23 protein-coding genes and 1 tRNA gene are annotated in these 25,936 nt (G+C 61.0%); 8 read left to right on the top strand and 16 right to left on the bottom strand.

The genetic code is table 11. The annotated features are described in order from the left end of the window. The first annotated feature begins 33 nt into the window (after positions 1 to 33). From KX729_RS05315 to KX729_RS05305, 3 genes are all read left to right on the top strand, one after another. On the top strand, positions 34 to 1,539 hold the full coding sequence (locus KX729_RS05315; RefSeq protein ID WP_219741400.1) for an inorganic phosphate transporter: 1,506 nt from the start codon (positions 34 to 36) through the stop codon (positions 1,537 to 1,539). Positions 1,540 to 1,551: 12 nt separating this feature from the next. Continuing rightward, entirely contained in the window at positions 1,552 to 2,289 is a 738-nt protein-coding gene (locus KX729_RS05310; RefSeq protein ID WP_219741399.1) for a 16S rRNA (uracil(1498)-N(3))-methyltransferase, read from the top strand. Positions 2,290 to 2,440: 151 nt separating this feature from the next. Next, positions 2,441 to 3,814, top strand: a complete 1,374-nt coding sequence (locus KX729_RS05305; RefSeq protein WP_219741398.1) for a glutamate--cysteine ligase — start codon at positions 2,441 to 2,443, stop codon at positions 3,812 to 3,814. 15 nt (positions 3,815 to 3,829) lie between these two features. Here the strand turns inward: KX729_RS05305 and KX729_RS05300 are convergent, their stop codons facing one another. Further along, positions 3,830 to 4,372 (bottom strand): lipocalin family protein, encoded by a 543-nt coding sequence (locus tag KX729_RS05300; RefSeq protein ID WP_219741397.1) that lies wholly within the window; start codon positions 4,370 to 4,372, stop codon positions 3,830 to 3,832. Positions 4,373 to 4,519: 147 nt separating this feature from the next. On the opposite strand from KX729_RS05300, the gene KX729_RS05295 reads away from it, so the two are divergent. After that, entirely contained in the window at positions 4,520 to 5,383 is an 864-nt protein-coding gene (locus tag KX729_RS05295; protein ID WP_219741396.1) for a DUF937 domain-containing protein, read from the top strand. A 109-nt stretch (positions 5,384 to 5,492) separates the two neighbouring features. Here KX729_RS05295 and KX729_RS05290 read toward each other — a convergent pair whose 3' ends face one another. After that, on the bottom strand, positions 5,493 to 5,792 hold the full coding sequence (locus tag KX729_RS05290) for a YjiS-like domain-containing protein (protein WP_219741395.1): 300 nt from the start codon (positions 5,790 to 5,792) through the stop codon (positions 5,493 to 5,495). A 196-nt stretch (positions 5,793 to 5,988) separates the two neighbouring features. Here KX729_RS05290 and KX729_RS05285 point away from each other — a divergent pair, with 196 nt between their 5' ends. Next, positions 5,989 to 6,945 carry a LysR substrate-binding domain-containing protein gene (locus KX729_RS05285; protein WP_219741394.1) on the top strand — a complete coding sequence of 319 codons (957 nt, stop codon included), beginning with the start codon at positions 5,989 to 5,991 and terminating at the stop codon, positions 6,943 to 6,945. Here the strand turns inward: KX729_RS05285 and KX729_RS34520 are convergent. From KX729_RS34520 to KX729_RS05255, 6 genes are all read right to left on the bottom strand, one after another. Next, positions 6,929 to 7,345 carry a hypothetical protein gene (locus KX729_RS34520; RefSeq protein ID WP_219741393.1) on the bottom strand — a complete coding sequence of 139 codons (417 nt, stop codon included), beginning with the start codon at positions 7,343 to 7,345 and terminating at the stop codon, positions 6,929 to 6,931. The genes KX729_RS05285 and KX729_RS34520 overlap by 17 nt on opposite strands. A gap of 36 nt (positions 7,346 to 7,381) precedes the next feature. After that, entirely contained in the window at positions 7,382 to 8,266 is an 885-nt protein-coding gene (locus KX729_RS05275; protein WP_219741392.1) for a dienelactone hydrolase family protein, read from the bottom strand. Between the two features lie 139 nt (positions 8,267 to 8,405). After that, positions 8,406 to 8,825 (bottom strand): MAPEG family protein, encoded by a 420-nt coding sequence (locus KX729_RS05270; RefSeq protein ID WP_219741391.1) that lies wholly within the window; start codon positions 8,823 to 8,825, stop codon positions 8,406 to 8,408. Positions 8,826 to 8,955: 130 nt separating this feature from the next. Further along, positions 8,956 to 9,315 carry a hypothetical protein gene (locus KX729_RS05265; protein ID WP_246617421.1) on the bottom strand — a complete coding sequence of 120 codons (360 nt, stop codon included), beginning with the start codon at positions 9,313 to 9,315 and terminating at the stop codon, positions 8,956 to 8,958. A gap of 129 nt (positions 9,316 to 9,444) precedes the next feature. Further along, on the bottom strand, positions 9,445 to 10,950 hold the full coding sequence (gene guaB, locus KX729_RS05260; RefSeq protein ID WP_219741390.1) for an IMP dehydrogenase: 1,506 nt from the start codon (positions 10,948 to 10,950) through the stop codon (positions 9,445 to 9,447). A gap of 190 nt (positions 10,951 to 11,140) precedes the next feature. Next, positions 11,141 to 12,130, bottom strand: a complete 990-nt coding sequence (locus tag KX729_RS05255; RefSeq protein ID WP_219741389.1) for an MBL fold metallo-hydrolase — start codon at positions 12,128 to 12,130, stop codon at positions 11,141 to 11,143. A 200-nt stretch (positions 12,131 to 12,330) separates the two neighbouring features. Between KX729_RS05255 and KX729_RS05250 the strand changes: the two genes are divergently transcribed. Further along, entirely contained in the window at positions 12,331 to 13,734 is a 1,404-nt protein-coding gene (locus tag KX729_RS05250; protein ID WP_219741388.1) for a DHA2 family efflux MFS transporter permease subunit, read from the top strand. Positions 13,735 to 13,737: 3 nt separating this feature from the next. Here the strand turns inward: KX729_RS05250 and KX729_RS05245 are convergent, their stop codons facing one another. Both KX729_RS05245 and KX729_RS05240 read right to left on the bottom strand, forming a co-directional pair. Further along, positions 13,738 to 14,490 (bottom strand): RlmE family RNA methyltransferase, encoded by a 753-nt coding sequence (locus KX729_RS05245; RefSeq protein ID WP_219741387.1) that lies wholly within the window; start codon positions 14,488 to 14,490, stop codon positions 13,738 to 13,740. Further along, positions 14,487 to 16,067, bottom strand: coding sequence for a Ppx/GppA phosphatase family protein (locus tag KX729_RS05240; RefSeq protein ID WP_246617420.1), 1,581 nt, complete (start codon positions 16,065 to 16,067; stop codon positions 14,487 to 14,489). The genes KX729_RS05245 and KX729_RS05240 overlap by 4 nt, the downstream gene beginning before the upstream one ends. A gap of 273 nt (positions 16,068 to 16,340) precedes the next feature. Between KX729_RS05240 and KX729_RS05235 the strand changes: the two genes are divergently transcribed. Together KX729_RS05235 and KX729_RS05230 are read left to right on the top strand one after the other, a co-directional pair. Beyond that, a tRNA-Gln gene (locus tag KX729_RS05235) sits at positions 16,341 to 16,414 on the top strand. Between the two features lie 134 nt (positions 16,415 to 16,548). Beyond that, positions 16,549 to 18,663, top strand: coding sequence for an integrase (locus KX729_RS05230; protein ID WP_312990548.1), 2,115 nt, complete (start codon positions 16,549 to 16,551; stop codon positions 18,661 to 18,663). Positions 18,664 to 18,684: 21 nt separating this feature from the next. Here KX729_RS05230 and KX729_RS05225 read toward each other — a convergent pair whose 3' ends face one another. The 6 genes from KX729_RS05225 to KX729_RS05200 all read right to left on the bottom strand — a co-directional run bounded on the left by KX729_RS05225 (position 18,685) and on the right by KX729_RS05200 (position 25,932). Further along, complete coding sequence (locus tag KX729_RS05225) at positions 18,685 to 21,015, bottom strand: hypothetical protein (protein ID WP_219741385.1); 2,331 nt, start codon at positions 21,013 to 21,015, stop codon at positions 18,685 to 18,687. Between the two features lie 221 nt (positions 21,016 to 21,236). Further along, positions 21,237 to 21,548: a hypothetical protein gene (locus tag KX729_RS05220; RefSeq protein WP_219741384.1), complete on the bottom strand. Its 312-nt coding sequence runs from the start codon at positions 21,546 to 21,548 to the stop codon at positions 21,237 to 21,239. A gap of 400 nt (positions 21,549 to 21,948) precedes the next feature. Next, a complete protein-coding gene (locus KX729_RS05215; protein WP_219741383.1) occupies positions 21,949 to 22,872 on the bottom strand; it encodes a DUF429 domain-containing protein in 924 nt (307 codons plus the stop codon). Positions 22,873 to 22,898: 26 nt separating this feature from the next. Next, entirely contained in the window at positions 22,899 to 23,714 is an 816-nt protein-coding gene (locus tag KX729_RS05210) for an ATP-dependent metallopeptidase FtsH/Yme1/Tma family protein (protein WP_219741382.1), read from the bottom strand. Beyond that, complete coding sequence (locus KX729_RS05205) at positions 23,711 to 25,576, bottom strand: ATP-binding protein (RefSeq protein ID WP_219741381.1); 1,866 nt, start codon at positions 25,574 to 25,576, stop codon at positions 23,711 to 23,713. Before KX729_RS05205 ends, KX729_RS05210 begins: the two co-directional genes overlap by 4 nt. Next, positions 25,576 to 25,932 (bottom strand): hypothetical protein, encoded by a 357-nt coding sequence (locus KX729_RS05200; RefSeq protein ID WP_219741380.1) that lies wholly within the window; start codon positions 25,930 to 25,932, stop codon positions 25,576 to 25,578. Before KX729_RS05200 ends, KX729_RS05205 begins: the two co-directional genes overlap by 1 nt. Positions 25,933 to 25,936: the final 4 nt, after the last annotated feature.

Here is a 25,936-nt window from a genome sequence, read left to right as displayed (position 1 = left end):
AGCCGGTCGCTTTTTCCTTCAAGGGATGGAGATATGGGCCAGAGACGGCCGCGCCTGGCGAAGCCGACGCTCGACAAGGATTTGGAGAAGTTTTCCTCGGTGGAGGAAGCTGGCCGGCAGGCAGCCCGCGGGCTTGCGGCGCCTGGCGCCGCCCTGCTTTTCATCATCCTCGTGGCGATCTTCGCGGCGTCCTATGTGACGGGACGGCCGGGCGCTGTCGTGGTCATCGCGGCTTCGGGCCTTGCTGCCTACATGGCGATGAACATCGGCGCCAATGACGTCACCAACAATATCGGGGCCGCCGTTGGCGCGCGTGCCATGACGATGACCTTCGGCCTCGGGCTTGCGGCGGTGTTCGAGATCGCCGGCGCGGTGATTGCCGGACGAGGTGTCGCAAACACGATCGCCAACGGCATCATGCAGGATGGCGTGATTAGCAGCCCGGACATGGTGATCTGGGCGATGATGGCAGCTCTGCTGGCTGCCGCCGTGCTGATCAATGTCGCGACATGGCTCGGAGCGCCGATTTCCACCACCCATTCGATCGTCGGCGGGGTGATGGGGGCAGGCATCGCGGCGGCCGGGCTTTCGGCCGTCAACTGGACGACGATCGCCGGCATTACGGTCAGCTGGGTGATCTCGCCTGTTCTGGGCGCCGTGATTGCCGCGGCTTTCCTTTTCGTCATCAAGGAAACCATCATCTATCGCGAGGACAAGATCGCCTCCGCGAAGAAATGGGTGCCGGTGCTGATCGGCCTGATGACGGGCGCTTTTGCCGGTTTTCTGGCGCTGGTCGGGCTGGGCCAACTGGTGGATATCTCGGCACCGGTCGCCACGCTCATCACTCTGGCCACCGGCTTCGTCGCATGGCGGCTGCTCATCCCCGTCATTGCCAAACAGGCCGAAGGCCTGGAAAATCGCAACCAGTCGCTCCGCAAGCTCTTCCGCATTCCGCTGGTGTTTTCCGCCGCGCTGATGTCCTTCGCGCACGGTGCCAACGACGTATCGAACGCGATCGGCCCGCTCGCGGCGATCGTTTCGGCCGCACAACGCGGCATGACCGGCAGCGTGCATGTGCCGCTCTGGGAACTGATCATCGGCGGCCTCGGCATTTCGCTCGGCCTGCTGCTTTACGGGCCGAAGCTCGTGAAGCTCGTCGGCGCGGAAATCACCAAGCTCAATCCGATGCGCGCCTATTGCGTATCGCTGTCGACCGCGCTCACCGTCATCGTCGCCTCCTGGGGCGGCCTGCCGGTTTCCTCGACGCATGTCGCGGTCGGCGCGGTGTTCGGCGTCGGCTTTTTTCGCGAGTGGTACACCCGCCATTCCAAGCGCCGCTACGAATATATGCGGGTGCGGGCCGGCAAAGAACCGGATACGGCCGAGCTATTCGAGCGCAACGACGACGAATTGAAACGGCGATATCTCGTGCGGCGCTCGCATTTCCTCAGCATCATTGCGGCGTGGATGATCACTCTTCCGGCGGCAGCGGCTCTTGCGGCGTTGATCGCTACGATTATGTTCGCCCTGTTCGTTTAAGGCAGAGATACAATGCGCGCCAATTTCCGGATGCAGAGACTGTTTGTCGAGATGTCGCTCGGTGCCGCTGCAAGGCACGAGGTTTCATCGGAACAGTTCAACTATCTCGCCAACGTGCTTCGGCTGGAGGATGGCGCCGAGGTGCTGGTCTTCAACGGCCGCGATGGCGAATGGAAGACGCGCGTCGTTTTTCCCAGCCGCAAGAAGATCGTGCTTGAAGCCGTGGAGCAAACGCGACCGCAGCCCCTGCCTTCCGATCTGCATTACCTTTTCGCGCCATTGAAAGTCGGCCGGCTGGATTATCTGGTCCAGAAGGCCGTCGAAATGGGGGCAGGCCTGCTGCAGCCGGTGATGACCCAGCATGTGCAGGGCAAGATCACCAGCATGGACCGGCTGCAGGCGAACGTCATCGAAGCCGCCGAGCAATGCGGCATTCTTGCCGTTCCGGAGGTTTCTCAACCGAAGAAGCTCGGCGACCTGCTCGATCATTGGCCGGCCGATCGGCGGATCATCTTTTGTGATGAAGGCGATGAGGGGCAGAACCCGCTGCCGGTCCTTGCCGGTATCAAGGAGACCAAGCTTGCGCTGCTGGTCGGACCGGAAGGCGGATTTTCCGACGAGGAGCGGCAAAGGTTGCGGTCCCTGCCCTTCGTTACGGCGATCCCCTTGGGACCGAGGATATTGAGGGCGGATACGGCAGCTGTCGCGGCTCTTGCGGTGATCCAGGCGGCGATCGGGGATTGGCGCTGAAGTCGCCGTGCCAGTTTGGCCACACCCGCTCCGATTTTCTGATCGTGCGTTGAAAGAAATTCACTTGCACCGCACATGAAATCGGTTCAAGCAGCCGGGCAATTCTTAACGAATTGGCGTCCAGATCCGGCATTCCAACAGGGTAATTTCTATGGCTCGTGATACCACCGACCAGACACCGATTTCCTCGGTGTCCGAGCTTACAGCTTATCTGGAACAAGGCCCGCGGCCACCCGAAAAGTTCCGTATTGGCACGGAGCACGAGAAATTCGCCTTTTTCCGGGCAGATAACAGCCCGGTTCCGTATTTCGGCGATGCCAGCATTTCCGCGCTCCTGAAGGGCATGCAGGAAAAGCTCGGCTGGGAGCCGATCCTGGACGGTGAAAACATTATCGGACTTGGCGAACAGCACGGCATGGGCGCGATATCGATCGAGCCCGGCGGCCAGTTCGAGCTGTCCGGCGCACCGCTGGAAACGATCCACGAGACCTGCAAGGAATCGAACCGCCATCTGGCTGTGCTGAGAGAGATCGCAGAGCCGATGGGCATTCGCTTCCTCGGCATCGGTGGCAGCCCGAAATGGTCGTTCACCGAAACGCCGCGCATGCCGAAATCCCGCTATGCGATCATGACCGATTACATGCCGAAGGTCGGTTCCCAGGGCCTCGACATGATGTATCGCACCTGCACGATCCAGGTGAACCTGGACTTCTCCTCGGAAGAGGACATGGCGCGCAAGATGCGCGTTTCGATGAAGCTGCAGTATATCGCAACCGCCCTCTTCGCTTCCTCGCCTTTCACCGAAGGCAAGCCGAACGGGCTTCTGTCCTGGCGCGGCGATATCTGGCGCGATACCGACAACCAGCGCGGTGGTGTTCTGCCCTTTGTCTTCAAGCCGGATTTCGGATTCAAGGACTATGCGGAATGGGCGCTCGACGTGCCGATGTATTTCATCGTCCGTGACGGCAAGTACCGCGACTGTACGACCATCACCTTCCGCCAGTTCATGAATGGCGCGCTGAAGGGCGTCATTGCCGAGTGGGAGCCCACGATGGGCGACTGGATCAACCACCTTTCCACGCTTTTCCCGGATGTCCGCCTGAAGAAATTCCTGGAAATGCGCGGCGCCGATGGCGGCCCGTGGCGCCGCATCTGTGCGCTGCCGGCCTTCTGGGTCGGCCTGCTTTACGACGATACCGCGCTTGCCGATGCCGAGGCACTGACCGCCGACTGGACCTTCGAAGACGTGGTGGCGATGCGCAATGCCGTGCCGGCCAAGGGACTTCAGGCCGATATCAAGGGCCGTTCGGTTCTCGACGTTTCCCGCGAAATCGTGGGAATTTCCAAGGCCGGCCTCAGGTCCCGCAACCGCCTGAACGGCGAAGGCCAGGATGAGAGCATCTTCCTTCAGCCGCTGGAAGAGGTTCTGGCCAAGAAGGCGACGATGGCGGAAGACATGCTGGCGCTGTTCAACGGTCGCTGGAACGGCTCCGTCGAGCCGGTTTTCGAGGATTACCAGTATTGATCAACCCGACGCTGCTCAACGTGGCGGCTGCTCGGGGAATTCCAGCTTGCTGGTGTCGTAGCCGAGGGCTGCGGCACGGGCCACGAGCTTATCGAGCAGCCGTTTCGACGGCACTTTGCGCGTGAAGATATAGAGATCCCGGAAATCCGGGCTCGCCTCGATGAACCAGCTGTAATCGGCGGCACGATCGATGATCCAGTATTCGCGGGTGGCGAAAGCATTGTAACGAACCCGCAGCTTGGCATTGGTCTTCATGTCTATGATGGTGCCGTCGCCGGTGATCGATTTTTCGCGGCCACCCGGATTGCCGTCGCGGCAAGCATCCTTGACGGCCACCGAGGTTCCTTTCGCGCCGCCATAACTTGTCGTGCCGGCAACGCAGCCATTGGTGATCAGCATCGGACGACGGGCGACTTCCAGCCATGTGCCGGAATAGAAGCGTGCGGCATCGATCCGTTTCAGCGGCTGCGGCGCGCCGCCGCTTCCAGACGAGGCCATGGATGTGGTGCAGCCGGCAAGGATGAGCGCGGCAAAGAGCGCCGGGAATTTCCTGATCATCGACATCGTGCTCCTGCCGGTTCGGGACGAAGAAAGCTCGCCGCCTTCCCGATAACTGCCGCCGTGACGCCCAGTTCCAAAAAGCTGTTTCCGTCCAGCGCTTTCCGGTTATAGTAGCCGTCACAACCGGGCCGGAAAGGATTCTCCATGCTGCCACTGTTCGACATGATGCTCAGAGCTCAGAACGGCGCAGGCATGGAGGCGATCGCCAAGCAGTTCAATCTGGCCCAGGAACAGGCGACGCAGGCTATGGCGGCGCTGATGCCCGCCTTCTCCTCCGGCTTCAAACGCTCGAGCGCCAATCCCTACGATCTCACCCAGCTGATGGGCAGCATGTTCTCCGGCTCCTATGCCAAATATTTCGAGGACATGAGCAAAGCCTTTACGCCACAGGGCGTGCAGGACGGCAATGCGGTTCTGGAAAAGCTGTTCGGCTCCAAGGACGTGTCGCGCGCCATCGCCCAGCAGGCGGAACAGTTTACCGGCATCGGTCAGGAAGTCTTCAAGAAGATGATGCCTGTCATGGCCGATGCGGTGATGGGCGGCCTTTTCAAGCAGATGACCGGCCAGATGTCTTCCGCCAACGACGCCTTCGCTTCCTCGCCGATGGGCCAGATGTCCCAGCAATGGCTGGAAGCCATGGGCCTGAAGGCCAAGCCGCAGCCGGCCACAAATCCGTTCGACAATCCATTCACTCAGGCGATGCGCTCCATGTGGGGTCTCGAAAAGCCGGAACAGCCGCAGCCGGCTTCAACCGCCGATCCCTTCTCCTTCAACCCGTTTGCCAAAACGTTTCAAGACATGATGGCCGGCAACTTTGCCGGAAAGCCGACCGAGCCGGAAAAGCCTGCCGAAAAGACAGCCCCGTCCATCGAGCCGAATGCCTATCGCGACATGCTCAACAGCATGTTCGACAGCGGTCTCGACGTGCAGAAGACCTACCAGAAAAATATGGAAGCGATCTTCGAGACGATGCGCAACGGCGGCAATCCAACGTCTTCAGGCAAGTAGCTCTCTCAGGCATCCCGCAAGATCGCAATAAAAAAGCCCGGCGCGGGTCTACCGGCCGGGCAAGGAGCAGGGCTATTGGCTATCACCCTGCGGGGAAAACTGTATACAACTAGCCTCGAGCCATCGCCATGAAGCGCGAGCGCGAATTCTGGCGGGCGGCGCCGGCAAGAAGCCGTGACGGATCGTCGAGAAGGCCGGAACGGTCGAGCGCGATCACCACATCATGCCGTGTGATGCCGATATCGTTGAGCTGGCTGTCGTCGAGATCATAGAGGCTATTGGCCGCCAGACGATTGCGAAAGGCACGCCATACGGATTTCGTTCGCTGCATCACGATGGCCAGACGGCCTTCGGGACCGCGCCTTTCGTGAACGAGGTCGAGTTCAGTTCCGCATTCGGTCGTGCTCATGGGACTATCCTTTCGCAGGCACGGGTAAGGCTTTCCCTTCCGCGAGGTCCTGCGGAAGAGTTGCCTAATCTGGGCGCCTCAGGGAGAAGGCCGCCCGACGTTCTTGATTTGTGATCCTGTTATGCGGAAATCCTATTGATCAGTCCAACGAATGTTTCTAATGATTATCATCAAACCCTCTGATGGATGATCCCTCATGTCTGCTCCGCTCGACATCGACCAATTGCATACCTTTATTGCTATCGTGGATGCCGGCAGCTTTACCAAGGCTGCCGACCGGGTGTTCAAGACGCAGTCCGCCGTCTCGATGCAGATGCGCCGGCTCGAGGAACGCATCGGCAAGCAGCTCTTCGCCAAGGATGGCCGCGGCAACCGGCTGACCGCCGAGGGCGAGAAGCTTCTGAACTATGCCCGCCGTATCATCCGGCTGAACAACGAGGCGATCGCCGCCTTCGACGACAATCGTCTGGAAGGCACGATCCGCATCGGTACGCCGGACGACTATGCCGACCGCTACATGCCGGAAATCATCGGCCGCTTCGCCAAGACGCATCCGAATGTCGAGCTCTATATCGTCTGCGAACCATCGGTGAGCCTGGCGGAAAAGATGGCGCGCGGCGAACTCGATATCGCGCTCGTCACCCATAACCCGCGCCAGCGGATTTCCGACGTGGTGCGCACCGAGCCGCTCTGCTGGGTCGCCTCCGCCAACCATCCGCTGAAGGACGACGCACCGGTACCGCTCGCCGTCGGCCGCCGCGATTGCCTGTGGCGGCAGCTTGCCTGTTCGGCGCTGGACGCAGACGGGCGCGAATATCAGGTCCTGTTTACCAGCTGGTCCTCGACCGTGGTGGCGGCCGCCGTGCTGGCCGGCATGGCCGTCTCGGTCCTGCCGGAATCGGCGTTGCGCACCGGCATGAAGGTGCTGACGGCCGCGGACGGCTTCCCGCCCCTGCCGCCTGTACAGATCGGCCTGATGAAGCGGCCGGGCCTGTCGCCCTCGTTGATGAACGCCATCACCGACCACATCACCGCGTGCCTCGATAACATTTCACCGGCCGCAATCCCGGACGATCTGGACAGCGGCGAGGTCAAGCAGTTCCAGCGGATGCCGCGTGCTCGCGCTGCGGGTTCCGTCATGCCGGGGTGGTGAGGCTTTGTCTGTGAAAGATCCGATCGAGCTGCCTGTGCTGAAACAGCTCGAGGCTTACAATGCGCGCGATATCGACGCGTTCATGCCTTAGTGGGCTGATGACTGCCAGTATTACGCTTTCCCCTCCACGCTTCTGGCAGGGAATGCGGCAGAAATCCGCGCGCGCCATGTCGAACGCTTCAAGGAGCCCGATCTCTTCGGCAAGCTTCTGACGCGCATTGTCGTGGGCAATGCCGTGGTGGATCATGAAACGATCACCCGCAACTTTCCGGAAGGAAAGGGAGAAGTGGATGTCGTCTGCATCTACGAGGTGGAAAACGGCAAAATCGCCAAGGCGTGGTTCAAGATGAGCGAACACAGGCTGCTGCCGGGATAATCGGAACGAAAAAAAGCCGGGCATAGACCCGGCTTTTCTGTTTCTGCGTCTAGTCGAAAGTTACGCGAGGTTCTTCTTGAAGAACGCAACGGTCCGGCTCCAGGCGAGATCGGCGGCTTTCTTGTCGTAGCGTGCCGCAGAGGTTTCGTTGTTGAAGGCGTGGTTGGCGCCATCGTAGACGAAGATCTCGAAAGTCTTGCCGTTCTTTTCCAGCGCTTCCTTGAAAGCCGGGATGCCGGCATTGATGCGTTCGTCGAGGCCGCCGTAATGCAGCATCAGCGGTGCCTTGATCGACGGCACGTCTTCCGCCTTAGGCTGGGCGCCGTAATAGGCGACGCCGGCATTGAGGTTCGGGGACTTCACGGCGATGTTGTTGACCGTGCCGCCGCCCCAGCAGAAGCCGATCGCGCCGACCTTGCCGTTGGCACCCTGGATGCCGGCGAGATAGGCGCGGCTCGCTTCGCCATTGGCGGCAACGCCGGCCGCGTCGAGATTGGTGAACATCTGGCGGGCCTGCTCTTCATCAGCCGGCGTGCCGCCGTTCGGCGACAGGAAGTCGACGGCCAGCGCATTGAAGCCTTCCAGCGCGATGCGACGGGCGACATCCTTGATATGATTGTTAAGGCCGCGGTTCTCGTGGATGACGAGAACGCCGCCGAGCGCGCCGGAAGCGCTTTTCGACCTGGCGAGATAACCCTTCATGGTGACGCCGTTGGCACCCGGATAGGTGACGTCCTGGGTGGTCAGGCGGTCGTCGGTGGCCGGAATGATGTCGGCCTTGGCGCCACTGGCGGCCAGCATCGGCGCGATCGCAGCGGCAGCGGCGCCGGAACCCGCAAGCTGGGTCAGCCTTTCCATGAACTTGCGGCGGTCCAGTGACAAATGCGTATATTCGTCATAGGCGTTGATCATCGCCTGGGTAATTTTCGGCGTCTCGTTGTCCATGGCTCTCTCCTCTTTGCCAACAGTCGACAGATGATGGAGCCTATAACGACCGCACACCACTTGCAGATGAAAAAGCGAGTGATTTTGGCCGGATAGCCAACACTTGTTCGTGAAAATTATCGGATTGGGCGAGTCCGGATCAGCTCATCGCGATCCAGACGGCCAGCCAGACCCACATCAGGAACAGCGAAAAGAAGCCGATCATGAAGGCCGGGCGGCGATAACGCAGGCGGTTGCTGGTGAGGTGGATATAGGAATGCGCATAACGCGACAGGACGAAGATCCAGCCGAGGGCGACGGTTCCCCAATTGTCGGCAGTCGAGGCATAGAGCGCCAGGCTGACGGCATAGAACAAGACCGGCAGTTCGAACTGGTTCTTGATATTATTGTTGACGAGCAGGCTTTCCGGCGGCTCCTGGCGGTTTTCGCGAAAATCACCGGCTTTGATGCTACCGGCCCGCACCGCCTCAAAGCGCCGGCGCGATAGGAGCCAATAGAGAAAGAAGACGAGCGCCGCATGGGCAATCATCGGCCAGAGCGTGGCATCGGTAAGAGGCATCGGTTCTCCTGTTCGTTTAGCGAACATGCATAGAACCGGCGGAGGCAATCGACAATCTTAAATGACATGGCGCCGGCATCCCGGCGCCATTTGATGCGACAGCACCCCAGGGGCATTCGGGAAGGCTGAATTATTGCGGGGTCAGGTTTTCGGTGCCGGAGCCGTTCTTGCCGGAGATTGTCCAGGCGCCTTCGAGCGAGCCATCGTCGTTGACCTTGTAGACGATCAGGCCGACGGAACTGCCGAGGACGTAACCGGCGGCAAAACTATCACCGTAGAGCATGCAGATACCGTCCGATGTGGTGCTTCCGGTCTTCCACTGGATGGCGCAGGTGGTTTCGCTGGTCAGCTTGATCGTCGCGGTGCCCTTGTAGGGCGAGCCGTCGAGGTTGGTGCCTTCGACATTGTAGCCACCTTCGCGAACCGTCTGTGCCTGCACAGGCGTAACAAAGGCGGCGCCCAGGAGAGCACAAGCCAGAAACTTCTTCATGATTACCCCCAAAAGAAAATAGGCCGGCGGTTTTGCCGGCCTACACATCATACGAGAGAAACCCATGAGTTTTGAGAGGGCCGCGGAGGCGTTGCCTCAAATTTCGCAGCCCACCCAAAAATAGTCTGATCAGACGCCGGCACCCGGATAGTTCGGGCTCTCGCGGGTGATCGTCACGTCATGTGCATGGCTTTCGCGCAGGCCGGCACCGGAGATCCGCACGAAAGTGGCGCGCTCCTGGAAGTCCTTGAGATCGGCGCCGCCGACATAACCCATGGCTGCCTTCAGGCCGCCGCCGAGCTGGTGCAGCACGCCGGAAACCGAGCCCTTGTAAGGAACCTGACCTTCGATACCTTCCGGCACGAGCTTCAGCGTGTCGCGCACTTCCGCCTGGAAATAGCGATCAGCCGAGCCGCGTGCCATGGCGCCGACGGAGCCCATGCCGCGGTAGGATTTGAAGGAACGGCCCTGGTGCAGGTAAACTTCGCCCGGGCTTTCGTCCGTGCCGGCCAGCAGCGAACCGACCATGACGGCCGATGCACCGGCGGCGATCGCCTTGGCCAGGTCGCCGGAAAACTTGATGCCGCCATCGGCGATGACCGGGATGTTCTGGGCGCGGGCAGCTTCGACCGCCGACATGATGGCAGCGAGCTGCGGCACGCCGACGCCGGCGACGATGCGGGTCGTGCAGATCGAGCCCGGACCGATACCGACCTTGACGGCATCCGCACCGGCATCGATCAGCGCCCTGGTGCCGTCATAAGTGGCGACGTTGCCGGCCATGATGCGTACGTGGTTGGAAAGCTTCTTGACGCGGGTGACGGCGTCCAGAACGCGCTGCGAATGGCCATGCGCGGTATCGACGACCAGCAGATCGACGCCGGCCTCGATCAGGCGTTCGGCACGCTCGAAACCGTCGTCGCCGACGCTGATGGCGGCAGCGGCGCGCAGGCGGCCCTGGGCATCCTTGGAGGCGTTCGGGTTAAGCTGCGACTTCTCGATATCCTTGACGGTGATGAGGCCGACGCAACGGCCTTCGGCATCCACCACCAGCAGCTTCTCGATGCGGTGCTTGTGGAGAAGGCGCTTGGCTTCCGACTGATCGACGCTTTCCTTGACCGTGATCAGGTTTTCGCGGGTCATCAGTTCGTAGATGCGCTGGTTCGGGTCGGAGGCGAAGCGGACGTCGCGATTGGTCAGGATGCCGACGAGGCGGCCCGGTATATTGCTGGCAGAACCACCGTTTTCGACGACAGGGATACCGGAAATGCCATGGCCCTTCATCAGCGACAGTGCTTCGGCAAGCGTCGAATCCGGACCGATCGTGACCGGATTGACGACCATGCCGCTTTCGAACTTCTTGACCTGACGAACCTGCTCGGCCTGGACGACAGGGGTAAGGTTGCGGTGGATGACGCCGATGCCGCCGGCCTGCGCCATGGCGATCGCCAGACGGCTTTCCGTCACGGTGTCCATGGCTGCAGAAAGGATCGGCAGGTTGAGGTCGATGTCCTGGGCGATGGTGGTGGCAATGTTGGTCTGGCCCGGCATGACTTCAGAATGGCCGGGCTGCAGCAGCACGTCGTCAAAGGTGAGCGCATCTGCGCCGGTTGCCGTTTCAATGATGCGTGCCATGGCCAATTTCCTTCGATCTAGAAAATGCGGGATACGCTCAGGAACGACTCTAAACGTCCCGACGCTCCGGCAACAATTGCTTGGAAGTTGGCGAGGGCTGGTAACACGTTAATGACACCAAGGGAACAGAAAAAACCCGAGGGCAGTCCCCTCGGGTTTGCATAGCTCGTATTCCACAGCAATCGTTCGATCAGAGATCGAACTGATAGCTCTTCGGCACGAAACGATAACCGGTCTGCTGCTTTTCGGCGTAACCCACGGCCGGGAACGGCATGTGATAACCGAGGAAGGCAACCTTGTCGGTGGCGATCATGTCGAACAGTTTCTTGCGGGTCGCGGCGGCCTGCGCCTTGTCCATGTCGAAACGGACTTCCCATTCCGGACGCTGCAGCGACAGAATGTAATGGTTCGCCGCATCGGCCGTCAGGATCAGCCGCTTGCCCTGGGATTCGATGTTGAAGACCATATGGCCGGGCGTGTGGCCGGGCGCCAGCATGGCGGTGATGCCGGAAACCACGGAACCGCCTTCCTTGAGGAAGGTCGTCTTTTCGGCATTCGGCTTGACGCTGGCAAGCACGCCCTTCTGGTTGCCTTCGGCAGGCGTGCCGGCACGGGCGGCGTCGGTCCAGAAATTGTATTCGGCCTCGCCGGCGAAATAACGCGCCTTCGGGAAGGCCGGCTTGCCGTCTTCCATGATACCGCCGATATGGTCGCCATGCATGTGGGTAATGACGACGGCGGTGATGTCTTCCGGCATGTAGCCTGCGGCCGCCAGGCCTTCGATCAGGCGGCCCGTCCCCTGGGCGCGTCCTGCCTTGCCAAGACCGGTATCGAACAGGATGACGTCGCTGCCGGTATCGATCAGCGTCGGCGAGAAGCTGTTGACGAATTCCGTGGCCGGCAGGAAATTGTCGGTCAGGAGTTTGCCGACGGCGTCAGCGGGCTGGTTGGTGCCGAAGGTCTCACCCGGATTGCCGGACGGACGAGCGCCATCCTTGACGACGAGAACCTGAAAACCGCCGAGCTTGAATTTGTGGATGTCCGGCGGGATGACGCGATTGATGGCCAAGTTCTTTGTCTCCTGGGCTTCAGCCCGCCCGCTGATGATCGCAGGCGCTGCGATAATTCCAAGGCCCGCGGTGCCGAGCAGCGCTCGCCGGCCGATCGTGAATGACGTCATGATGTAGCTCCCTCCAGATCTTGTTGCCAGACCCGCTTGGTTGAGTCCGGTGCGGGCAAGATAACCGCCGCGCGTTACAAGGAAATCCGATCTCACGCAGACGTGACCCAAATGCTCGAAAGGTGAGATTCTGCAATTGGCAGATGCGGCCAAGAGGTTTAAGGACGCGCAAAATCCCGCGCATCGCAGGCTCTCTTCCGATGAATCGCATCGTTCCGCTTATCCTCGCCGTCGCTCTCTTCATGGAGCAGATGGACTCCACCGTCATTGCCACCGCGCTTCCGGCCATCGCCGCGGACCTCAATGTCGGGCCGATCACGCTGAAGCTGGCGCTGACCTCCTACATGGTGGCGCTGGCGATGTTCATTCCGATCAGCGGGTGGATGGCGGACCGGTTCGGCGCCAAGAAGATCTTCCGGATCGCAATCCTGGTTTTCGTGATCGGCTCGATCTGCTGCGCCTTCTCCGGCAATCTGCTGCAATTCGTCATTTCACGCTTCCTGCAGGGCATGGGCGGCGCGATGATGACGCCGGTCGGGCGTCTCGTTCTGCTGCGCACCACACCGCGCAGCGAACTGGTGTCGGCCATGGCGCTTTTGACCATTCCTGCATTGATCGGCCCGCTCACCGGCCCGCCGATCGGCGGTTTCATCACCACCTATTTCAGCTGGCACTGGATTTTCCTGATCAACGTGCCCGTCGGTGTGCTCGGCATCTGGCTGTCCACCATCTTCCTGCCGGAGGTCGAGACGACCAATCCGCCCGCAATCGACTGGTGGGGTTTCTTCCTGACATCCGTCACCGCCGCCGGCACGGTCTTCGGCCTGTCGGTGATCGGCCTGCCGGCACTGCCGCCGGCGATGGGCATTTCCGCGACAGCAGTCGGCATCGCCGCCGCCATCGCTTATGTCATCCACGCCCGCAACCATCCGGCGCCGATCCTGAACCTGAGGCTCTTTCAGAACGATGCTTTCCGGGCGGCGAGCAACAGCGGCACGCTGTTTCGCGTCTCGACCGGCGCCATCCCCTTCCTGATGCCGCTGATGCTGCAGCTCGGCTTCGGCCTCAACCCGTTCCAATCGGGCCTGATCACTTTTGCCGGTGCGCTCGGGGCGCTGATTGTGAAATTTGTCGCCCGCCGTGTCTTCGCGGCGACCGGTTTCAAGGTGACGCTGATCGTATCCGGCATCGCCGGCGCGATCCTGACAGGCGCCAACGGCTTCTTCACGCCGGAAACGCCGCATGTCTTCATCGTCGCCTTCCTGCTGATGTCGGGCTTCGCGCGGTCGTTCTTCTTCACCGGCTCGAATGCGCTCAGCTATTCGGATATCAGCGACGAGCAGGCGAGCCAGGCAACCTCGATCGCCTCCGTGCTGCAACAGATCAGCCTGGCGCTCGGCGTTGCCTTCGCGGCCTTCATCCTGGAAGCATCGTCGATGATTTCGGGCACGCATCTTCAGCTTGCCGATTTCCACCTGGCATTCTTCCTGGTGGCCGGCCTGTCGCTGCTGTCGGTGTTTCCGCTGCTGAGGCTCGATCCGATGACCGGCTCAGAGGTCTCCGGCCACCGCCGGAACCGAATCCAGCCCGAAGCCGGCGAATAGAACTCAGTCCAGCTCGTCGATTTCGATTTCGGCTTCCGGTTCCACCTCTCCGGCAGGCAGCACACGGCGGCCCTTGAAGTGCTTGGCAAGCAGGAACATCTCGACCGATTCCGAACGCGAAGAGCCGGGCTTGATATGGACGACCTGCTTGAAGTTCAGCTTCAGCAAGTTGAGAAGATCCTTCTCCGTGCCGCCCTGGAAGGTCTTGGCCAGGAAATGGCCGCCCTCGCCCAGCACTTCGACGGCGAAATGCGCCGCCACTTCGCAGAGATGCATGGTGCGCAGATGGTCGGTCTTCTGATGGCCGGTGGTCGGCGCCGCCATGTCGGAAATCACCAGATCCGGCGTGCCGCCGATTGCCTCCATCAACAGACGCGGCGCATCCGGATCGAGGAAGTCGAGCTGCAGGATCTTGACGCCCGCAAGCGGTGCCATTTCCAGAAAGTCGATCGCCGCAACGCGGATATCCTCGTCGGTCGAATCCGTCACCTTGGCGGCAATCTGCGACCAGCTGCCCGGTGCCGCACCCAGATCGATGATGCGGCGCGCACCCTTCAGGATCTGATGCTTCTCGTCGATTTCCAGAAGCTTGAAGGCCGCGCGGGCGCGATAACCTTCCAGCTTGGCACGCTGCACATAGGGATCGTTGATATGGCGCTCGAGCCAGCGGCGTGACGACGCCTTCAGCTTGCCCTTCTTAACCTTCTGGGTGAGTTTACGGCCGGTGCGGTTGCCGCCGATCGGGGGTTTCGTCATCGTTTCGTCCCCGCCTCTTCGTGGCCGCCAGTGTTGTGATTGCGACGCTGGCGTACGCGACGCCACACGCCGTCATCGGCCATCATATCCGTCAACAGGCCTTCGCGCAGGCCGCGATCGGCCACGCGCATGCGCTGGCTCGGCCACCGCCTGCGGATCGCCTCGAGAATGGCACAGCCGGCCAATACCAGATCGGCGCGATCCGGCCCGATGCAGGGATTGGCGGCGCGGCCGGCGAAATCCCAGGAAAGCAGTTTATCCTGCATGGCGCTGACCTCATCATCCGAGAGCCAGACACCATCGACCCTGCGCCGGTCGTAACGCGGCAAATCCAGATGTACGCCGGCCAGCGTGGTGACCGTGCCCGACGTGCCGATTAGATGAAAGTCCTCAGCCCCCTGGCGGCGCAACGGTCCGAGCGGCGGGCAATCGAAACCGGCAAGCATGCCCTCGACTTCCGCCACCATGGCCGCAAAGACTTCCGGCGTGACATCGCGTCCGCCATGCCGCTCAGATAGCGTGACGACGCCGACCGGCAGCGAGGTCCAGTGGGTGATGTGGTTGGCAAGCCGGCTGGAGCGGCTGTCACCGATGCGGATGACGGCGATTTCCGACGAGCCGCCGCCGATATCGAAAAGGACGACCGAGCGGGCCTCGCGTCCGACCAGCGAGGAACAACCGGAAACGGCCAGCCGCGCCTCTGTCTCGCGATCGATGATCTCCAGCATGAGCCCCGTCTCGGCGGTTACGCGAGCAAGGAACTCCTCGCCATTTTCGGCTGCACGGCAGGCTTCGGTGGCGATCAGCCGCATGCGCCTGATCGGCTTGTGGGCAAGTTTCGTGGCGCAGATGCGCAGCGCTTCGACGGCACGGTCCATCGCATCCTGCGAAAGGCGGCGGCTTGCGCCAAGACCTTCGCCAAGCCGGACGATGCGCGAAAACGCATCCACCACCCGGAATTGGCCGGGACGGGTCGGTTGGGCGATCAGCAGCCGGCAATTGTTGGTGCCGAGATCGAGCGCGGCATAGAGATCGTTGACATAGCCATGCTTCTCGCGGGCCTCCGCCGACTGCGCGTCACTTGTCTTGCCGCGAGCATCCTTCTGATGGCCTGATCCGGCAGCGGGAGCCTTGGCGACGCCTGGCGAGGTCTTGGATGGCGCCAGCGGACGACCCTGCAGGCCGCGCCCACCGCGATTCTTCTTGCGCCGATTGCGGGATTTTCCTGGATTCTGAGCGGGATCCCGGTCGTTTTCACCATCCGCCGGACGAACATTCTGGCCGGCATCGATAACGTTCACAACTGCCTTCGGCACATCCGGAGTCTTGCTCGCGGATTTCGAACGTCTCCGCTTACGCTTGCGCGCCGGCTGATCCTGCTCGGGAGAATGAGGGCGTCCGGTAGGGTTCGGCGAATCGGCCGAACCTGCACCTGTGGCGTGCGCCGCTTCACGTTGCTTGCCGTGTCGCTTCGCTTTTCTGCGCCGGGAGGATCTCCCCTCCACATGCGCTGCCGCCGACGCCCCGCCTTCAGGCGGCTTTGCGCCGCTATCGGGGTCCATCACGTTTATGTCCATCTCACCGCGCAAGGCCTTTTGCAGGCATGCCGCTGGTGTCTGATTGTTTCGTTGGTGCAAAGATAACAGCGACGGGCGTTTTCGCCAACGGCTTTTTCCCGAAAGCGTCCCGCCGGCTATTTCGACGCCGATTCCGGTCTCTCAGCCCGATTTCGCGATGCCTTCAGAACAAAGGCGAAAAACGCATTTTTTTTGAAAATCGGTATTTGCAATCCGCCTGCTTTTGTTTATAAGCGCCGCACACCGGCCAAGCCAAGCGCTTCGGCACCCTGCTGGGGAATAGTTCAACGGTAGAACGACGGACTCTGACTCCGTTAATCTTGGTTCGAATCCAGGTTCCCCAGCCAATTCTCCCTAAAAGCCCTTAATTCCTTGATTTTCCAGTCGTGTCGGATATCGTTTTGGCATCATTGGCGACCTGATGCCCAGAACTGTAGCCCACAGGTGATGCCCACGCGAATTATGTGCGGCGGCAACACCGGTGGCAGGCAAGGGTATCAACCTGATGGCGGTCCGCCACGACGTCGAGAATCTCACCCGCCGCGGCAATATCTTCTATTGGCGTGCGCGCGTGCCCAACGCCTTCGGGCAGTGCCAACCAGGCAGCCGGCTTTCATTGAGCCTTCACTGTTCTGATCATAAGAAAGCGCAGGCGATCGGCCGCAAGCTCAACATGCTGGTCGCCGAACTGAAGTTGAACCAGAAGGAACCCATGTCCAAGGTGCAGCTCCAAAAGCTTTGCGAACACGAGCGAGACATGATGCTCATGCATCTGGAAGATGTCTCGATGGTGGCGCGGCGCTATGGCCGTCCCGCCGACATTTCAGAGCTGGAAATGGATCTGGAAAATGCATGGGCCTTTCGACTGCTCGGTATGTTCGGCATCACCCATCACCTGACGTTGAAAGACAATTGCCGCGGCTTAGCCTACCTTAGGCAAAACGGGGTTCCCGCCTCCCACGTCTTTGCGATCAACTCGAACTACCTCGAACTCCTCCAAGAGGCGAACTCGCGCGGCTTCAAGGAGGGCATTCGAAGATTGATGCACCTCTTCGAAATCAGTTCCCACCCGCTCAACGAGGAAAAGGCGATGAAGGCCTATTTCAGCGGGCGGGCGGAAGCGCTCTTCGATGTCGCGGAACGGCATCCTCTCGCCGATCGTGACCTGAGCGAACTCACCGGCGGTCCGGCTTCGACACCACAGCCTGCATTTATCGAGGACGCCGCACCCTTGAAAATGACGCCGCCATCGTTGGAGATCGCGGTTCCCGCTGAAGATGTTGTCGGGCCCTCCGCGCCCGCTGTGCCGCCGGTGAGGCTGCTCGATCTCACTTCCTCGCCGCAGGTCGCTGTCAGTGAGCCAATTGACGAAAAGCCCCGCCGCGTCATTGCGGTCGCGGATTTCGAATCTGCGTGCGAAGGGCTCGTCAAGAACATGAAGGACGCTTGGGATGAGACGACCGCACGTGACGCTCGTGCGCTCGTTCGCATGTTCATGGGCGTGCTCGAAGAACACGAAGTGGAACATACCGGGCAGATTACGCAATACCATCTCGGCGAGCTTCGCCAGCACTTCAACGACATCCCCGTTAACTGGGGAAAAAGCGCCAGAATGAGGGCGATGTCCGCGCCCGAGCTTCGCGCTGAGGGCGAGAGGCTACGCGAGCGGGCCAACGCGGAGGGCAAAAAGGCGAAGGTGGGCCTCAAGGCAGCCACCATCCGCAAACACATCGGGAACCTCAACCATTTTCTGACCTATGTCCGCGCTCGCGGGTTCGAAGTTGGCGATTGGACTTTCCAGGGTTTGAGGCCGAGAAAGCCTAAGGCCGGGCTTATTCGTACACAACAGCACAAGCCGAAGCCCGACGAGATCAAACCGATTTTCTCAAGCCCGATCTACACTGGCTCGCTGAACCACGATCGAGGCCGCAAAAAGCCGGGACCGCACGTCTTTCATGACGCGGCTTACTTCCTGCCTATTATGTTTTCCTATCTCGGTGCCCGCAGGCTCGAGTTTGCAGGGCTTGCATTGGACGACATCGCCGAAGACGATGATGGTCTTGTGCTCATCATCCGGACAAACAAGTTCCGGCGGCTCAAGACTGTGCAATCAGCGCGCGCTTTGCCGCTGCCGGACGAGCTGGTTCGCCTGGGTTTCCTGGACTATTGTGCATTGCTACAGGAGCTGGGGTATGAGGCCGTGTTCCCTGAACTGTTCTCCGACAAGACGTTGAACGATCCCGGCGACCGCTTCTATGACGTCTTCCTCCCGATCATGAAACAGTGCCTCGGAGAGAACATGTGGGAGCGCGCTTTACACGCGTTCCGCCACGGCATGGCAGATACCCTCCTTCAGGCGGGGGTCCCGCCTCTGATTATCGATGACATTTCTGGACGCCTGAGCGAGGGAAGTGAAACCAACACGCGCTACACCAACCCCGCTGGTCTGCCATTGATGCGCGATGCTCTTAGCAAGTATCCAATCATCACCGCCGGCATCGACCCGAAGCCGATCAAACTACTGCCATGGATTGAAAAACGGCTGCCGCCGCCGTGGGCGCGCGGAGCGAAAAACGATTCGAGACGCCGGAAATAATTTCCGACGCCTCCTTCTCCATTAAGCGGCTTCCCAGACCTGATTCAGGATACGTGCCGCAAGTGCGGCCTTGTCCTGCGGGAGGAAGCGCCCGTAGTGCTTGGCGACCATTTCGGCTGTGTCCTGGATGGCGTAGCTCGCCTGCTCATAGGAGCCAGTCTGCTTCAGGATGTGGGTTGCCAGCACGTCACGGACATTATGGGGACCGTGCGGGAGCAGCCCCTTGATCGCGCCTCGTCCGGTATAGGGGTTGTAGATGCCGTAGCGCTGGATCGTGTGACGCCAGGCCTCGTAGAAACTGGTCGTGTCATAGGCCGCGTTTGTGCTGGTCGTCTTGACGGTCTTGACGAAGAACGTGCCGGGATCCGCGGCCGACCGTAAGAGCACCGAGCGGTGCCGGTCGACATAGGCGTCAATGTACTTGTAGAGATCCAGGAGGTCCGGAAGCACGAGCCGAAACGGCTTGTCGCCAAAGAAGGACGAGTGTGCGTTCTTGAACGCGACAGCAGGAATGAAGACCTCCCAGCCACCTTCCCGGTCACTCCACCGGATTTCGCCCCGCTTCATCTTTTCCAGCGCGCGTTCCGAGCGCGGCATCGAGCCTTTCGGATTGAGCATCAGTTGCCGGAGGTTCTTCTGGCGAAGCCCAAGATGCAATCCCAATCTCAGCATCAGAAATGATCGCACCGCTTCGGCAGCCGGCCGAGGATAACGATGTTCATCCGGCATCAGGCGGATGATCTCTTCGGTGATCTTGCGATACTCGCCAACGGGGCTTGCCGCCTCAACGACCGGCATGATCGGCTCGAACGGATCGCGATGGACGCGCGCGATCCGCTGGATTTCCTTGACCCGGTGGGCAGCATGCTTGTGGAAGTCGTCGCAGGCACCGTGCCAGTCCGCATTGGCATAGTCGATCTCGTTTTGCGAAACGAGGCCGGCAATCGACTGGGCCCGCGCCAGAAGCTCCGGATGCTGCCGAAGCCATCCGGTCCCCTCCTTGGTGATCGCCAAGGCGATCCGCAACATGTCGACTTCCCAAGCAGTGAAAAAGCCGCGGCGCGTCTCCCGCCACTGCAGATACCAGTCCCAGACGCCGGGGAAAATGAGGAGCCCGAACGTCAACTGCCGGACCGGCACCCCGTAGCCCTTCACCTCTCCATCTCTCGCTGCTGCAAGGGCACCGAACATCAGCCCGAGATGCTCGATCTTCTGTGAGGCGGTTTCTTCGCCCCAGACCCCGTTTCGCTGAAAGCCGACCGACGTCAGAGCCGACGTTTTGAAGCGCACGAGGTCGGCCATTTCCATGGCGAGTGACGGTGGCGCTTCTATCACGCCTGACAGCAAGTCAGGATCCTCGACCCAGGTCTGCTCATAGTTCGCAGGGACTACAATCTTACCGTCGCGTGGCGCCCGCCCACCATAGGAGACGCCAGGGAAACGGATGGCGTAACGCTGCTTGGCGGCGGCTGCCTGGTACTTCCGGTAGTCCGTCGTGCCGCTGATAATGACCCGCCTTACCCAATCGACGATCTCCTCCCTTTTCTGGAAGGACAGCGTGTTGAAATCCTCAGGCAGATGCCAGGCGATGCGACGCCGTTCGGCAGGCTCTATGCCGGACAGCTCAAACCCTGACGCCGATCGTGAAGGGTGTGGAAGCTTGGCTTTGAAGTAGCCAGTAGGAAGCCGGTACCGTCGCTCGATCCGTGACAAGATCTCGAAACTCTCGATACTCCGCGGCACTTTCCGGCCTTCGACCCAGCTTAAAAGCGTATTCTTGTCTGTGACGTCATCTGGACCGGTGATGGCACGATGGAGCGTCCAGTACGTTTCGCCATGGCGCCGGAGCTGGAGCTGCAAAGCCTCGCAAAAGTCCGTCGGATCTTCCCTGACGTCGAACAACGGTTCTGGGAATTCGAGACCTGTGCGTGGACTTGCTGCTGTAGCGCCCGATGCTGGTTTGAGCTGGTTCTGGGGTGGGCGAGCTGGTCGCGGACTTCTGGGCACCGCCTTCGTCCTCGGCGTCTTTTGTGTTCGACGGACTTCGGGCTCTGCTGCCGTGGCTAAGAGGCGCGTGTCCCGGATCCACCGACTAATGGCGTCAAAGGCTGGATCGATCTGACGCGCGTTGCCCGCAAGCAGATTGGTGTTCAGGCCGCAGGCTGCCGCGACAACGTGCCAGTCCGTCCTGCCGCTGGTTCTTGGCGCCGGTCTCCTCGTCTGAATGAGCGTGTGCAAATACCACTTCAGCCGGGGAAGTTCGTCGTCCTTGAAAAGCGGCGCCAGCCGCAGTTGGCAGAAGGCATCGATCTTGCGTTGAAAGGCTTTGGCAGAAAATTGGTTCATTTCCATTCACGTAGCTGTTGTTGGTCGTTCCCGCAGAGGCGGGGCACGCGAGCTATGCGAATGGAGTTAACCTCCGGTAACCAAGGGTTTTCGTGGACGAATGGCTTCATAAAAACGATTCAGTTGCAAACGGCGTTTCACGAAGTAACGGGGGGACGAAGTCCCCGAATGTGAACGCCGTTTGCACAAATAGTTGGTGATCAGGCAGAGCAGATGGCCAGAAATCATCAGCCCCGCAGGTGCGGCTTACTTCGAAAGGGCTGGTCGTCGCGGGCATAGCGATCGACGAGATCATCGAAGACTTCGTCGGCTGCCCGCTCGTCGAAACCTTGGTCGACGAGAACCCCAACCACGGCGTCGGCCAGCTCTTCTATCCAGTCCTGCCGTCCCTGGTCGAGATAGCTGCTGATCGTCCAGAACAGCATGGCCCGCGCGACGTCGTCACGATCCGGACGCCGCTCGGCCCGATGCCGGTCCCTCAGCCGCTGCTGCCGCTCCCTCTGCTTGGCGTTGCGCTCCTCCAAGGTCTGTCGCGCCATGTTATCTTTCCCCTGTTTTCGTTGATGGCACTCTTATGGTCAGAGGACCGGCGGCACGGCGCAAGGCGTTTGTCACCGAAACAGAATCATCGTGTTGTGAATCGGAATTTTCGAGTTTGGAATCGAATGAGCGCAATTTGTTTTAGGTTGCGGGCACGTCGAGACAAGTTGCCGGCAATCTCGCGGCTATGTAGACGGCGCCGGACGCACAAGGTGCGACCATTCCGATTTCTGGTGAATCGGAAATCTGGACGATCGAAACGTTTGCCCAGAGCTTGGAAACGTTGCCCTCGACTTTCGAATCGTTCGCCCGGAAGTTCGAATCGAATGAGCGCAATTTGTTTCAGGTTGCCGGCGACCTGCATCAGCTCGTTCTAAGGTAGATCAACTTGCGGGAGACTTAAGCCTGCTGACCGAGGATCCAGCCTTCCCACGTTTTGACGTCATCTGCTTCCGGTACGCCTTCGCCCCGTCGGCCATCGATGACGTCGATCATGCCGAGTAGGCCGACCGTCGCGTCGAACCGGTCCTCACCGTCCTTGCCGTTTCCGAAGCCATCACTGATCAGACTTTGGAGTTCGCGCCCATCGACGTGTGGCCTGTTCTCCAGCCACCGCATCAGATGTCTTGCGACGGACCGGCGTCCGTCTTGCTGTCGCTTACTCCAAACAGGGCGTCGGGGAATTCCAAGCTGGCCATAAACGTCGCCGGGATAGGTCTCGGCGACGACAGTGGTACCCGGTATCATCAACTCATGGAGCGGCCCGTCGAACGGCCATAGCGATAGCTCCCCGAGGTTCGGGAGGATGATTTCGCGCCAGCCGGTCAAGGCGGCCTTGCCTACCTGATTACCGCCGAGCGTCCAGAACAGCATGCAGGCGTCGCCGCGATCCGGCGTCGCCCGCTCGCAGCGGCGCAGTAGATCCTTACCGCTCAGCCCTAAAGCGTCGAAAAGGTGCTGCCGCTGCGTGCCCCCAGGCCGCATGGGATAAAACGGTCGATCGATGGTGATTTGGTCGCGATGCTCCGCTACGTCGAACCATCGCGCAAAGCGTGCTTCCCCGAACGACCGCAAAAAGGAACGGAAGTCGAGGGTTCCTAAAGCTCTGCCGTAGGCGGCTGGAAGACCGATCGGGAAGTCGAAACCCATCAGCACCCCGGCGTCTGGCGACCGCTGTCGCAGTCGATGTGTGAGGTTCCGCGTGTCGCCGACAGGCTCCGGCGCCGACAGCACCCATGTCTCGCCCTGGCGGACCGCCACGCACATCCACCGCTTCTTGGCTTCGATGCTCCAGTCGCAATGTGCGATAACCGTTGCAGACATTCCGTCCTCCATACCTCGCTCCGGATTTACGAGTCAGCGACCAGGATGTCCATGACCGCCTGACCATCGAGCGCCTGGGCGTCGAAGAGCGCGCGCACCAATCGGTCGAAGGCCCGCCGGTTCTCGATGATGACCTCCGTCGCCCGTGCCTGCGCGAACTCGAGTCGGCGATGCACGCGCTCTGCCAGCTCGGCGTCGCGACTGAGAATCGCGGTGGGATTCTGGTGCTCGAGATAGAGCAGCGGATGACTGCCACCAAATCCCAGCGCCTGCTCCATATCGACAGCAATGCGGGTCGCGCGTGCAAGGTCGCTCTCTTCGGCGCCGCCGGAGCCTCCGGAGACGGTCTTGAGCACGATGAGTTCAGCCGCGCGGCCAGCCATCAGCATTGCCAGCAGCCGCTCATACCAAGCTTCGGTATCAGGTGCGTTGGTCGCAAAGGTCAGCAGATTGTGGCCGCCGTCCTTGGCGTCGATTGTCAGCCCCCTGATCGACCCGAGACGCAGAGCGTGATGCACCACCGCATGACCGGACTCGTGGATGGCGAAGCGCCATCGGACATCATACGGGACCGGCGGGCGGTGACCGCGAATGACCGCTTCGATGTCTGCATAGGTGAGGCGGCGCTTTTCTCGACGAGCTCTCAATCGGGCTTCGCGGACGATCCGTTCAATGTCGGCGCCAGTCAGGCCCATTGCTCGGGTTGCCAGACGTCGCAACGCCTGCGGCACTGGGTTATCATCCTCGGCCGTCTCTGGCGTGTCGATGTCGCGCTCGCCGTCATCCTCCAGGATGACCTCGATCTCGTCCATCGAGCCGCCAACTTTGGTGTTTCCCGTCATGGCTGACCTCCGATCTGGGTGTCCGACACGGTGACGGCATCGAGGTCGCTGCCAAGATGATGGGCGAGAATGCCAGCGAGCGTCGGAATATCCGGTCGCGGGATTTCGATATGTGTTTCCAGTCGTCCCGAGCGGCGGATCGCCTCGTCGATTTCGGTCGGCCGGTTCGTGGCGCCAACGACGATGACGCCGTCGGTTTTCAGCGCGCCGTCGAGAAGCTCCAACAGCTTGTTGACGCAGGCGTTCCAGTAGTCGGCGTAGGGTCGCGACGCCGAGGCACGCTGACCGATGCCGTCGATCTCGTCGATGAACAGGATGGACGGCGCCTGACGTCGGGCTTCCGCGAACGTGTTTGCCATGCGGTCCAGCACATCATGCAGATACTCGCCCTGTAGCCAGGTCGAGACAGAGGTGACGACCAGTGGAACCTGCAGCGTGTTGCAAAGCGCCCGTGCAAAAGTAGTCTTGCCAGTCCCCGGCGGTCCGGAGAGAAGCAGCTTCGTGCTCATGTGCGACCAGGCGAGGCCTCCCGTCAGATAATCCGCGAGATCGACTTTCAGGCCAAGCGCCCAATCTTTTGCTGCACCATAGCCCGTCAGCGTCTCAACGCGCAGCACGGGCGGCACAGCCGGCCTCGATGCCGCATCGAAGGGCTCCGGCTGGATCACCTCGGCGCCGGTTGGCTTGCTTTTCGATTTTGCCTTGCCCTTGGACGAGGCGGTCGACGTCGATGCCGCGCGATCGTCGGTGTTGCCGCCATCCCGCGACGTCTGCTCTCTTCGCTCGCTTGGGCTCTGCGTGATCAGCCGCCGCGAGGCATCAGCCTTGTCTCCGTTCTTGTCATCTTCCTTGTCCCCGCGATTAAGCGCCGCCAGTCCGGCAAGCGCATCAAGGCTGGAGAGGATTGGGCGTCCTGGGCGGATGGCGATGGCGAGATCGTCGAGCGTCAGCCCCTCCGCATCGATCCCCGCGATGGATCTGTCGTGGCGCATGACCGCCTCGCGGCCATAGATGGCTTCGAGCAGGTCGGCGATCAGCAGACGGTCGATCCCCGCACCCGTCAATCGGACGTCGCAGGTCAGATCGACCTGACCGGGAATGCCAGTGTTTGTCTCCGACGCGGCGAGCACCGGTGTGCCATCCGCCAAAGCCCGCAGCAATTGCTCGCGCAGGGCCGCTCGGCTCGGACGGTTGGTCTCTCCGGCCGCGACCTGCAAGAAGACGCGTTTGGTCTCGCTATCCACCCACCTCCAGAGATCGTCGGTGAAAGCAAAATCCGCCGCCACGCCGGTGTAAGGTCCGTGCGGCACGATGCCGGTGTCTTCGATGAGCTGCGACAAGGCCCGCTCAAAGCCATCGGCGAGGACCGCTACGGAGAAGACGGGTGCGGGCTGGCGCAGGATCTCGACCAGATCGCGCAGCGTGACGCCCGATTGCTCCAGTGCCGCGGCAAGCAGCAGCAGGGTAGCCATATGCTTGATGCTCGGATTATACCCTGCTTCCCCAGCGACTCGAACCGCGTAGGCATGTGCAGCCGTGTCAGCAGCCTTGATCTTTGCCGGATGCCGTCTGAGGTGATCTGGCCACCCCGGCAGGGCCGGGACGAGAACGGGACGACCGTTTCCGTCCTGCGGCGCCTCGATCAGAAAGCCGGCAAGATGATCTCGTACCCAACGCCGGTCCTGCTCGGCATCCCCCGTGAGATACGAGAGATCGAAGGCGGGACTGAAGCGGCTGACGACATGACCGTCGACGATGGCAGTGCTCAGCGTCAGCAGGCCGTTGCGGACCGCGAGCCGACGGACGGCCCGCCGCTCAACATGGGCCAAGCGCCGTAGCAGGTAGGAAGAAAACCGATCCATCAACGATCCTCCCTCATGGCTGGGTGAACGGAAACAATTTCCGTCGGCACGACTTGACGAGCGAACGTCCTATCATTGGCGCCTGCCCTCCTGCTGAGGCAGTCGAGAACCAGCCGGCAGGCGGGATCGCCGGATTCTGCCAGGCGGCGGAGTGGTTCCAGTACCATGGAGGGAATCTCGCGCATGTTCGATGACCCTTGCCGAGCAAACGCAAGAGCGAGGCCGATGATCAGAGCCGGGTCGTCCTGCGGACGAGGAGCCACAAGAGGCTGATTGGGCTTGGAAGCTCTCGAGCCGCCCGGCTTGAGGCGGGCAAATGTCGATGGTGCTTGGGTGGACATGATGTCTGCGGGCATGCAG

It is taken from the genome of Neorhizobium populisoli, assembly GCF_019430945.1.
GTDB classification, from domain to species: domain Bacteria; phylum Pseudomonadota; class Alphaproteobacteria; order Rhizobiales; family Rhizobiaceae; genus Neorhizobium; species Neorhizobium populisoli.
This window is presented reverse-complemented; position numbering and strand designations above follow the sequence as displayed.